Raw genomic sequence first — 12,278 nt, forward strand, 5'->3', positions numbered from 1 at the left:
GTGTTGGCTCCGGTGTAGGTGTTGGCTCCGGTGTAGGTGTTGGCTCCGGTGTAGGTGTTGGCTCCGGTGTAGGTGTTGGCTCCGGTGTAGGTGTTTGTCCTTCTTCCGTACCAGGTATTTCATCCCACAAATCTAGGAAGTATTCCTTAGCATCCAACCAAAATCCATCAATATGCTCTAACCAGTCGGTGTTTTTATGGACAATATCCACCACACTACCAATAACAATATCTAAAGCAGTGTATGCAACTCCAGCAAGGACACCCACTACAACAACGGCGGCTGCGACAGGAACACCTGCAGCTACGGCTGCAGTAACGGCAGCCCCAGCTGCACCGGCTGTAAATATTCCGACAGTACCTATTACTGCCATTTGAACAAACTTTTTAGTGGCTCCTTCGCCATTACCTTCCCTAATCAGAGAAATAAACTGCGAAGCATCAAAAACGGTGCCAACAAAACCAGCTAGTTTTGCTGCAGGTAAACTATACTTATTGTATATATCATTGAATTCACCATAACTCTGAATACCTTCATATTTAACAGCAAGCTCTTGAGCATCCATTGCTGCACGTTCATAACTATTGGCCAGCTCAACATCATTGTTATATAAGGCAATATCTCTCCTTTCAATAGCCTCATCTGCCAGCTCCCAGTAATCATCAGCCAGACCATCTCTCATCATTAGCAAAATTTGTTCGTCGGTCTTACCATCTGCAACTGCATTCTGGATATTCCCTACCGTTTTTACAGCACCTGTGACTATGGCAGATTCACTATCGGTCATACTCGCCAGAAAACTAGCAATATCTTCAGCACAAGTTAGTAGTCTTTGCCCTTCCTCTGAATCAATAAACTCTTGGGCTTCTTCGTTTAAATTACTCAAAATGTATCCCTACAATAAAATTATAAAAGTGTATCCATACTTTCAACCATCTTATAATTCAAGATAATCAAAAAATTAAACAACTAAACAACTAAACAACTAAACAACTAAACAACTAAACAACTAAACAACTAAACAACTAAAACTTAAGTTCTTTAAGCCAAAGAGCTTGATTAATACATATAAACTAATCACGAAAATTAACTAACCAGAAAATAAATAAAAACAAAAACATATATACCGGAAAAATAAATAACATAAAAAAAAGCGGCCACATATAAAAAGAAAGTTCTATCAATTTATGAACCCGTTCACTACCACCTGTAGAAATATCAAACAAGTTTAAATAAACAAAAAGGCACAAACACAAAAAACAGAACCACATAAGGTATTTATTTACCCGACGATTCAACCTGAATCCCATACGCAACCTATCAATTTGATAAGAATATATGTACGGGGTAATAAGGAAAATATACAAAAATGAGAACAAGTACCCCGATGCTAAATTACACTTATGTTCCGTATCATCCAATACAGTATTGGCATACCTAATAACTTCAACATTTTCTAAAAAGAGAAAAAAATCATCATAATTATTCCCCCCCCACACACATAAAAAATTAAACAATAAAGGTAAAAAAGCTGGACAAGCAAAAACTAACAACATCAACTTTCGCTGCTTCCCCTTATACTTTAAAAATAATATTTTTCGCCCTGCATTATTCCCACTCATTACAAACCCCTAGCATTAAATAATATAAATTATATTTATGGCTTACTATCTCTATTTAAAATAACTTTGGATAACTAGAATGAAAATTATTCGACACATTAAAATCAGTGAAACTAATACTAATTGAGATATCAAGACTTTCAACACAATGCCACCAACCTATAGGAATAAATATTGCCTCACCTGGATTCAATATAACTTCAATTGGAGTAACACCCTTCAATTTAGGGAATTTTTTCAAATCAATCATTGGAAAATCAGTAGCACTATACACATGCTGGTCATTATAAATATTAGGCACCTGAAACCCTGGGATTAATGTGATTTTTTTCCTACCATATATTTGCACTAACATATTATTAGTTAGATCATGATGTAATGGAGTAAAAGCACCTTTGGGACCAAACCACAAATGGCTTCGATCTTTTATAGTCTGCGGCATTCGGTATCCCTGACCAAAATCGCCCAAATCTTCAAATAATACTGCTAATTCAGAAAGATTTGCTTCATTATTATTAGCTGTCAAGTAATAATCATTACTAACACCACCTTCAGAAACCAAATAACAAAAATCATCCATCCTCATGATCTTTTTGTATTTTATAGAATTCCTTTCATATTTCTTATCCTCTGAACGATTAAATTGTACTTCAACTAGCTTACTTCCGACTTGTTTAACAAAATATTCAGGATTCCATTTCTCTAACGCAGACCATAGCTCGATACCTCCTGTAAATACTGAAGGTAAACTCTTACTGTAATATTCCCTTATAAATTCAGAAAACTCAGGTACAGTACGCGTCTCTATACGTGTAGAGTAACGCTTATCAAGTGCCGACAATTTATCGTAAGTATCTAATAGCCAGTTTCTTTTATCTATTGTAAGTTTCATGTCTTTAGCTACACATATGTAAGGATCAGCCGCTACACGATAAACTTCAGCAATTAAAAACTCTTTATTCGAATCACCTCCTAGATTTATTTTATCTGCTAAACTTTCTGGACTGCAGCCATTAACTAAATTATTAAAAATCCATTTACTCCAACGAAGTTCAATATTATGAATATTTCTATTAGGATTTATTTTATTTTTCTTGGTTATGTTTTTTTTACTTGTTTTATGTCTCTTTTGAAAATCATGTGAAATATCTTTACTACTAAGGCTATAATCATTTAATTCAAATCTAGAAGTTATTTTTAACATTGCCATCAATGCATGCTGTACATTATCGATCCGTATAGTGTTATCATAAACGGTAGTCCTTACCCCGCCTAATACACGATTGACATCCTGAATATAAAAGCAATCAACTTCATCTTTAAATTGGAGTTGCATTATACTCCGCAGCCCACGCAAAATTACAATTCGATAGTTATTCGCACGTTCTATTTCTCCAGTTTGTTTTGCTAATTCATAAGCATCAATCAACCCTTCTAAATATACCCCTGTAGCAGAGGCATGTGGCGGCCCAAAAAATGGACGTTTAGCATCATAAAATCTCCCCTGCATATCTGCTGAAGTTGCATTACCCCATTCCTGCATTGAAAGTAGCCAATCGTTCATTTCAAATATAAATGACTTAAGTTCATCATCCTTCGTTACTTGCCAAACTAGGAAATATGCTTGAGTGTGCCATGGAACAAATGCGGGGTTACGATTAAGGCGATGCCAATCCCTGTAAAAATGGAAAGATTTCATTATACTCGCTAATTCTATAAGGTCTTTCGAAGCTATAAAACGAGTTGCTAGATAAAGTAAAGCCTCTCCAGAGTAAAAGTTTTGATTATCTTTACGAGAGCGAGGGATATAAAATGTTTCAAATGAACCATTTTTATGACTAAGTGATTTAATCAAAGCATATAAAGAGTGTTCTTTACTTAGATACTTTTCGCGATGGGGCATTTCAATTATTGCTAATGCCGCTAACCCTGCAGCACCTAGTTTTGCGGTGCCATCCATCCAAATGTAACCCAAGTTTTTATTACTTCGAAAAGTAGCGGATAAATTATACTCAAGATTTTTAGCAGCTATTGACGCGATTATATCGCATTTAAATAGTCTAGCGGCTCTATTGAGACAAACAGTAGCCATCCACTGCCTTATGGCATTATTTGCAGTTGAATACCCCCCCCTACTAGGCCAATACTTATAATTTGCAGAGCCTTGACCATCAACTTGGGATGCTAGCCATCGAGTCATTGCTTTTGCACTTTTAAGCACACTTACTCTAGAGATCGACTCAATTTTTACTAACTGATTACCCCTTTTCATCTCTGTTACGACAGGTAAAAGATGTGAATCAATTCGGTTATCACAAAAGAATTGTTTTGTTTTAAATAAAGTAACGTTAATAGATGATGGCGAGATAACTCCATCCAGTCTATTTGAATATATCGCCAAAGCTCTATTAAAATTTAAATTTTGAGCAAGCATTTCAGTCGCTGCCCACTTTTTTATACTACCACCGTACTCTAAATGCATTGCTCTACAGCCACGTAAACTATTCCAATTACTCCCTATATTAGAATTCTGCTGACGAGTTTCTTGTGAATACAACATTTCCAATTCAAAAGAAGTTGCTATATTAAGTTCCTCTCCGAATTCTTTTTCAATTCTCTCATCCGTACTTTCTAACTTATGAATCCATATTGAATGTAACTTTTTTCCTTTTATTCGCGCACAAATATATAACCACTCATAATCAGCATCATTTTTTATGCTTTCCCATAATTCTAAATGCACATGCAACCTCTGCAAAGCCAAATTGCATACATCAACTGCTTGCTCTTCAATATCCATAAACTATCGTTCTCTAATACTTTCTTGCCTATACCGTAATAACGGCGCCATAAAAAACTCGATAATATGCCGCTTGCCCGTTTGGACTTCTGCAGTCACCGCCATGCCAGGCATCAGTTTTATCTCTTTACCCTCAACCATGATGGTGCTCTGCTTCATTTTCAAACGCATGCCATAGATTAAGCCACGCTGTTCATCAACAGTGGCATCATCTGACATTGAAATAACCTCACCATCAATGACTCCGTATTTAGTAAAGGGAAAAGTGTGGATCTTTATTTCAGCGAGCATCTGCTCACGCACAAAACCTATATCTTTATTCTCTAAGAACACTTCAACATCGAGCTGTACTTCATCTGGAACAATTAACATCAGCTGCTGCGCTTCAGTTACAACACCACCAACGGTACCAATAGATAGTTCCTGAACTTGGCCAGAAACAGGCGCATATAATATTTGTTTTCGATTACGATCAACCGCCTTAGCCAACTCCTCTTGTAACGAGGATATCTGTTGCTGCAGTTGGTGTGTTTTTGTCAATTCTGTAACTGAGGTTTGTGCTTTTAAAGTATGAAACTGCTGTCTAACTTCAGCTTCAGATGCTTCAAGCTGTTTGTATCTCTGACGTTCAGCGGCTAAATCATGTGTAAATTGAATGCGCTCCTGCTCAAGCGCTAAATAATCGTTTTCTGAGGCATAATTTTGGCTGTGTAGCCCTTTCATCTTACTCGCACGTTTGGTGATAATAGGGAGGATTTTTTCAAGCTTGGCAATGACTTCACCACTTCCTGCTTGCTCAGCCTGAGTTTGTAATAAATTACTCTTAAGCGTTTGCCACTGGGCAAGGTATTGCAGCCATTGTTGCCATAATAGTCGCCGATGAAGGTCAATCTCTATTGGTGAGGCATTCTTAACATCCGGAAAAATTACGGTGCTAGAGTCTATACCTTTCATAGTGATGTCCTTAGCTAACATCGATAGTAAAGCCTGACTACCAGCTAAACTCAGTTTCGCTGAATGCAACTCACTTGTTAGTCTATTTTCATCCGCTGCAGTAGAGGTACTGTCTAATTCAATAAGTGCCTCACCGTGATGAACAAATTGACCTTCACGCACCAGGATATTTTTTACTACAGCCTTTTCTAAGGGCTGAATTTGCTTAACTTTTGAGCTTGGAATGATTTTCCCTTCCGCTGAAGCAACTATATTCACCTCGCCCAAACAAGCCCAGATAATCCCAATAACCAATAAAACCAGTAAGCTCCAACCAAGCTTACGCGCAAGTGGATTTGGCGGGGTCTCTTGAATTTCAAGCGCGGCAGGCAAAAACGCTGCTAAATCACGGCTATTATTGCTTTCGCCCAATTTATCGCGGTTTTGCCAAGCATCTTTTAAAATCATCCAAGCATTCATAACTTATCCTCAGCTTGGCTTGTATTTACTGAAGAATGAGTTGAAGCAAGGTTATTTACTTTAGCGCCCCCCTGCTGAGTTTGGGCGTAATTAGGCTGATTATGTTTTACTGGGTGTAAATTAGGCGTGTGACTTTGGTAACTGTACAATTTGGCATAATAGCCATTTAGATCCACTAAATTATCATGCGAACCTTGTTCAACAATACGCCCCTTATCCATGACAATAATTCGATCACACTGGCGCACTGTTGTTAACCTGTGAGCGATAATAAATACTGTACGACCTTTACAAATTCTGGCCATATTATCCTGCACTAGTCTCTCAGACTCATAATCAAGGGCACTTGTGGCCTCATCAAAAATCAAAATACGTGGATTACTAATAAGTGCCCGAGCAATAGCCAACCTTTGCCTTTGACCACCAGATAAGTTACTTCCTTGCTCTCCTACGATGTTGTCATACCCTTCTGGTAGTTCAACGATAAACTCATGTGCGCCTGCCATCTTTGCTGCAGCAACCACGCGTTCCATCGAAATAGCAGGATCTGATAAAGCAATATTTTCTCGAACTGTTCGGTTAAACAGAAAGTTCTCTTGCAGGACTACGCCTATCTGTTTGCGTAGCCAAGCCGTATCAATCATAGACAAATCAACACCATCAACTAACACTCGCCCCGACTCTGGAATATATAATCTTTGGACTAATTTCGTGATGGTACTTTTCCCTGAACCGGAACGACCCACAATGCCTATCACCTCGCCGGGCCTAGTCTGTAAATTGATCTCATTCAGAATTACTGGACCATCAGGCCTGTAGCGAAAACGAACATGTTCTAAAGTAATTGCACCTTGAAGAGAGGGTAAACGAGAACGGTTAGGGTTAAACCCAGGCTCTTTGGGAGTATTTAAAATATCCCCTAAACGTTCAATAGAGATCCCTGCTTGCTGGAAATCCTGCCAAAGTTGAACCAACTTAAGAATAGGTCCACTCACACGTCCCGCTAGCATGTTAAATGCAACGAGTTGGCCGACAGTGATTGCTCCATCTATTACTAAATGAGCTCCAACCCAAATAATACCTAGGGTGACTAACTTATTTATTAAACCCGCAATTTGTCCGGCTACATTACCTAAGTTTTGGCTTTTAAAAGAAGCATGGACATAACTTGAAAGATGGTCTTCTAACTTCCTGCGCATCTGAGGTTCAACCGCCATCGACTTGACGGTACCAATACCTGTAATCGACTCAGTTAAAAATGCGGTATTAGCAGCTCCGTGCTTGAACTTTTCATCAAGGCGGCGGCGTAAAATAGGTGTAATAAATACAGATAAAATAATATAGAAAGGAATACTAGCCAAAACTATCCATGTCAAAGTCGGGCTGTAGTACCACATCACGGCTAAGAAAACGAAAACAAACAGAAGATCTATCACTAATGTTAGTGCAGTTCCTGTTATAAAATTACGTATCGTATCAAGCTCTCTTACTCTCGCTACATTCTGTCCAACCTGTCTAGACTCAAAATATGATAAAGGAAGATTTAGTAAATGCTGGAAAAGCCGTGACCCCAGCTCTACATCAACCCTATTTGTTGTATGACTAAAAGTATAATTTCTTATGCCGCCAAGTATGGCTTCGAACACCACAACCACAAAGAAACCAACAGCGAGCACATCTAAAGTTGTAAAACCTCGATGAACTAAGACTTTATCCATGACAACTTGAAAGAACAACGGAATAACTAATGCAAATATCTGCAAGAAAAAAGAAGCGACTAACACTTCCCCGAAGAGCTTTCTGTATTTAACCAGTGAAGGAATGAACCATGAAATATCAAACTTCTGTTGAAGGCTTTCACCAAAACCTTGACGTCTAACTAGTGCTATTAACTCCCCAGACCAACGTTGCTTTAATTCATCGACTGATATCGATTGCGGAGACCCATGATTAAGGTCATGAATTAATATACTTTGTTTCTTTTCAGGCTCCCCATCAGGAGCCACAACGGCACTATTAGTATCTTTGAGTTTATCAGAGGGTAATCTTGCAATGATGAAATAGTGACCGTCTCTATCTTTTGCGATAGCAGGTAACACACTATTATTTAACTCAGTTATTGATAATGTTAATTTCTTTGCCTTTAGAGTAAGTGCTTTAGCAGCAAGTAAAATATCGGTATCAGAAAAGAGCTTTCCTGGCTGACCAAATTCATGTGATATTTGTTCAGGCTCAGCAGGCAACTGATGAAATCGCGCAATTGCGACAAGTGAATGAAGACCAGAATCCATGTCTTTAAATTTAATCCATTAAATATTGTTTTTAGAATAGAAATTACACTTTGATTGACTAGTGTATTACACCGCTTAATTTCGTCACGAAATATACATCAAAGCAACAAATAGTCAACAACTTAAGTACTACAGAATCCGCAGCCGTAACTAATTCATTAAGCTTTAGAGGTACTGTAAAGATTGAACCTACCAGGTTTCAGTGTCTTAGTTAATCTGGCCACTACGAGCTCTACTCGGGGCTAAAAATATTAAGACAATAAAAAACCTCTTCCCACACAAAGTAAGAAGAGGTTTTAGCGCCTAGGCAGGTATCTCAAAATCGACTCTTTAGTCACGATTTTCGCGTGTTTTAGCTGCCTATGATGTCATTTATGCAGGCTTATGCTTTAAGCAACGGTTACTCATTACCCCAAGGCGTTGGCGGTAATGCCACTGGCTTAGTTAAGTCAAAATCGACTCTAAAATCACGGTTTTCGCGTGTTAAACGATAAGTAAACGTCTCAGGTTCAATATACATGTGCCACACGTTAGTTACTGAAGCTGTTAAACCATTTTCGTTAAAGTTATCAATCGATTCAGCATCCACAGGAAATGATTGCTGTGTAGCAGTGCCCATATCTGCAGTATCACCGCCGTACATAGTCACTTTGTCTTCAGTGCCATCTTCATGGCGATGATCATGCTTTAAGCGCAAGCCAGTCTCTGTTTTAGTAATAACCCAAGTACGCGAGTGATCATCACCCACATGAAATGGGATTTTAAGTTCTGTATTGCTGCATTCACGCACATGCATAACCAATGCTTTGTTGCTGAATGCTGAGTCAGCTTCATTGCCTGCGGTCACTTCACCTGCGAACGCTTTACCGCAATGGGCAGCAATGGCATCAAAATATTGATGTTGCGGGTTTTCTTTAGGGGCATGAGCCATAGCCATCGCAGGCACCATGCTGCTGATTACACCAGCGACCAATATTTTTTTCATTATTATTCCTTTTGGTATCGATCAATTAACTTTTATTAACACACCACAGTAACAGTGATTGTTTAATTTAACCTGAAAAAAAACCGCCTGCAAAGACGGTTTTTTATATGAGACTCATGACTAGCTATCAGGCTTTATTTCGCTTTAGCTGGTCGTTTACCTTGCTTATGGCTGGAGTTAGCACCATTGTTAGCCCCTTTTGATGGGCCTGAACTTTTAGCTCCGAATGGCTTTTTCTTTTGCGACCATCCCGTTTTTGCTTTGCCCGCAGTGTTATCTTTACCATGACCTTCACCAGCTGCCTTGGCTTTATTCGCAGCGGTTGGCTTTTTACCTGATGACTTTCTATCATCAAACTGATTACCCGAGAAGCGAGTGAACGCTTTTTTACTGCCATCATTCTTACCGCCACCTTTACCATTTCGATAACTTTGACGTTCATTGCGCGACTCTGGCGGTACGATATGCTGCACGCCATTACCAATTAAGTGCTCTTTGCCCATAGCAACCAGCGCTTCACGTATAAGTGGCCAGCCTGCTGGGTCGTGATAACGCAGTAATGCTTTATGTAAGCGGCGTTGACGACCCTTTTTAGGCACGGTGACTTCTTCACTGGTATGTTTTACATTTTTGAGCGAGTTCAGCTCAGTATGATAAATCGTAGTGGCATTCGCCATTGGCGATGGGTAGAAGTTTTGTACTTGATCAAGCTTGAATTTTTCTGATTTCAGCCAAAGCGCCAAGTTCAACATATCTTCATCGGTAGTACCTGGATGCGCCGAGATAAAATACGGGATCAGGTACTGTTTTTTACCCGCTTCTTTCGAGTAAAAATCAAATAACTCTTTGAATTTATGATAACTGCCCATACCCGGCTTCATCATCTTACTTAATGGGCCATCTTCGGTATGCTCAGGAGCAATTTTTAAATAACCACCCACATGATGTTTGGCTAACTCTTTAACGTAGCGCGGATCTTCAGTGGCTAAATCGTAACGCACACCTGATGCAATTAAGACCTTTTTAATCCCAGGGACATCACGAGCTGCGCGATATAAATCAATGGTGTGTTTATGGTCTGTACCTAAATGGCCACAAATACTCGGATAAACACAAGATAAACGACGACACGTGGTTTCAGCCTTAACACTGGTACAGCCCAAACGATACATGTTGGCTGTAGGACCGCCTAAGTCAGAAATAACCCCAGTAAAACCAGGCACTTTTTCTTGAATATCTTTGATTTCTTTGATGATTGACTCTTGCGAGCGGCTTTGAATAATCCGTCCTTCATGCTCTGTAATAGAACAGAATGAACAGCCACCAAAACAACCTCGCATAATGTTAATCGAGGTTTTAATCATGTCATAAGCTGGAATGACCGCCTTACCATAACTTGGATGCGGCACACGCTGATACGGTAAATCAAATACCGCATCCATTTCATCAGTATTTAATGGCCATGCTGGCGGGTTAACCCACACAGAGCGATTTCCTTGAGCTTGAAATAATGCCCGAGCACAACCTGGGTTTTGCTCTTGATGTAAAATACGTGAAGCATGGGCATACAAAAATTTATCGTCAGCCACCTTTTCATATGCTGGCAGCAACACATAGGTTTTTTCCCATGGCTTTGGTCTTGCAGGCTGCACACTGATGGCTTTAGGCGCATCATTATCAAAAATTTTCTTATCTGTTGGGCCAGAAAGCTTTTCACAACCCACATCATCCGCGCCATAGGGGTTAGGAATTGGATCGATTTTATGCAGTTGGTCGAGCTTGCGAGAATCCATGCCTTTCCAGCCCGGCAATGGCTCGTGACGAATGACGGCTGTACCACGAATGTCGTGTAAATCGGCCATTTTCTCGCCGTTAGCAATGCGATGAGCCACTTCCACCAGCGGACGCTCGGCATTACCGTATATCAAGATATCGGCTTTGGCATCGAAAATGACACTACGACGCACTTTGTCAGACCAATAATCATAATGGGCGATACGGCGTAAGCTTGCCTCAATACCACCAATTACTACTGGCACTTCTTTAAAGGCTTCTTTACAGCGCTGGGTGTAAACAGTCACTGCGCGATCTGGACGTTTACCGCCTTCATCATTTGGGGTGTAAGCATCATCACTGCGAATACGGCGATCGGCAGTGTAACGGTTAATCATCGAGTCCATGTTGCCTGCGGTAACACCGAAAAATAAATTCGGGCGGCCTAGCTTCATAAAGTCATTTTTATTCGACCAGTCAGGCTGACAAATAATACCAACACGGAAACCTTGGGCTTCGAGCATACGACCAATAACAGCCATACCAAAGCTTGGATGGTCGACATAAGCGTCGCCGCTGACAATGATAATGTCGCAACTATCCCAACCAAGTTGATCCATCTCTTTTCGAGACATAGGAAGAAACGGCGCCGTGCCATAGCATTCGGCCCAGTATCTTGGGTAATTAAATAACGTGGATTCAACTTGCATGAGATTTGCCTACATTAAAACATCATCAATCTGGTGAGTTGCACTACATCAAGTTTAGTTCAACTCACCCAACTTTTTTCTGGAGGCGGAGTATAGCAGTTACGCCACAGCAAGTGTGACTAAAAAAACACCAATTATGGTGTTTTTGTTGTTTTAGGATAATATTATAACCTTATTAAAAACAATGACTTTATAAATTTTGCAGCTTAACTATCTTATAAACCGATAAAAAAACCAATATTTACAATCGCTAAGCCGATAGTCACCACCCAAGTCAGTAAAACACCCCAGATCCGTCCAAAATGCACGCCGCCTTTTCCTGCTGTCAGTCCGATAGCATGTAATAACCGCGCCACAATCCAAACCGTACCAAAACAATGTAATAGTGCCGCAGACAAACCATTATATTCTGCCAGCAAGAACAAAATCAGCACCATAGGTGCGTTTTCAAGTAGGTTCTCGTGTACTCGTTTTGCTAAGGCTAAATCGCTATTGCCACCAGTGCCGATACCGACTTTGTTAAGCCGTCTTTGTTTAATCACTCGTATCGATAGCCCAATGGCTAATAACGCTGTGATACTTGCGTAAAAGCCTGAAATCATCAATGACATGTTCGATATTTCCTTATTGTTATTTTTTACAGCATAAAGCCATTTAGTGACTACAATGGAGTATTCATTCTAT

8 protein-coding genes are annotated in these 12,278 nt (G+C 39.7%); all 8 read right to left on the reverse strand.

All coding sequences use genetic code 11. The features are described from left to right. Positions 1-886: hypothetical protein (locus tag Q4600_RS16800; RefSeq protein WP_303517245.1), on the reverse strand; the 886-nt coding region annotated here is incomplete at its 3' end. Between the two features lie 187 nt (positions 887-1,073). Further along, the gene (locus Q4600_RS16805) at positions 1,074-1,622 is read right to left on the reverse strand and encodes a hypothetical protein (RefSeq protein WP_303517246.1); all 549 of its coding nucleotides are present in this window, start codon (positions 1,620-1,622) and stop codon (positions 1,074-1,076) included. A gap of 55 nt (positions 1,623-1,677) precedes the next feature. Continuing rightward, on the reverse strand, positions 1,678-4,422 hold the full coding sequence (locus tag Q4600_RS16810) for a cupin-like domain-containing protein (protein WP_303517247.1): 2,745 nt from the start codon (positions 4,420-4,422) through the stop codon (positions 1,678-1,680). A gap of 3 nt (positions 4,423-4,425) precedes the next feature. Further along, the gene (locus tag Q4600_RS16815; protein WP_303517248.1) at positions 4,426-5,835 is read right to left on the reverse strand and encodes an HlyD family type I secretion periplasmic adaptor subunit; all 1,410 of its coding nucleotides are present in this window, start codon (positions 5,833-5,835) and stop codon (positions 4,426-4,428) included. Next, complete coding sequence (locus tag Q4600_RS16820) at positions 5,832-8,126, reverse strand: type I secretion system permease/ATPase (RefSeq protein WP_303517249.1); 2,295 nt, start codon at positions 8,124-8,126, stop codon at positions 5,832-5,834. Before Q4600_RS16820 ends, Q4600_RS16815 begins: the two co-directional genes overlap by 4 nt. Before the next feature lie 400 nt (positions 8,127-8,526). Continuing rightward, positions 8,527-9,075 (reverse strand): hypothetical protein, encoded by a 549-nt coding sequence (locus tag Q4600_RS16825; RefSeq protein WP_303517292.1) that lies wholly within the window; start codon positions 9,073-9,075, stop codon positions 8,527-8,529. 170 nt (positions 9,076-9,245) lie between these two features. Continuing rightward, positions 9,246-11,594 carry a YgiQ family radical SAM protein gene (locus tag Q4600_RS16830; RefSeq protein WP_303517250.1) on the reverse strand — a complete coding sequence of 783 codons (2,349 nt, stop codon included), beginning with the start codon at positions 11,592-11,594 and terminating at the stop codon, positions 9,246-9,248. A 215-nt stretch (positions 11,595-11,809) separates the two neighbouring features. Beyond that, complete coding sequence (locus Q4600_RS16835) at positions 11,810-12,205, reverse strand: MAPEG family protein (RefSeq protein ID WP_102527648.1); 396 nt, start codon at positions 12,203-12,205, stop codon at positions 11,810-11,812. Positions 12,206-12,278: the final 73 nt, after the last annotated feature.

It is taken from the genome of Shewanella sp. 2_MG-2023 (assembly GCF_030548905.1).
GTDB lineage: Bacteria > Pseudomonadota > Gammaproteobacteria > Enterobacterales > Shewanellaceae > Shewanella > Shewanella electrodiphila.

Bases quoted from the DNA above. Each gene is read 5' to 3' on its own strand.
- Q4600_RS16820 (WP_303517249.1), bottom strand. From the start codon at position 8,126: ATGGATTCTGGTCTTCATTCACTTGTCGCAATTGCGCGATTTCATCAG.
- Q4600_RS16810 (WP_303517247.1), bottom strand. From the start codon at position 4,422: ATGGATATTGAAGAGCAAGCAGTTGATGTATGCAATTTGGCTTTGCAG.
- Q4600_RS16815 (WP_303517248.1), bottom strand. From the start codon at position 5,835: ATGAATGCTTGGATGATTTTAAAAGATGCTTGGCAAAACCGCGATAAA.
- Q4600_RS16830 (WP_303517250.1), bottom strand. From the start codon at position 11,594: ATGCAAGTTGAATCCACGTTATTTAATTACCCAAGATACTGGGCCGAA.
- Q4600_RS16835 (WP_102527648.1), bottom strand. From the start codon at position 12,205: ATGTCATTGATGATTTCAGGCTTTTACGCAAGTATCACAGCGTTATTA.
- Q4600_RS16805 (WP_303517246.1), bottom strand. From the start codon at position 1,622: ATGAGTGGGAATAATGCAGGGCGAAAAATATTATTTTTAAAGTATAAG.
- Q4600_RS16825 (WP_303517292.1), bottom strand. From the start codon at position 9,075: ATGGTGCCTGCGATGGCTATGGCTCATGCCCCTAAAGAAAACCCGCAA.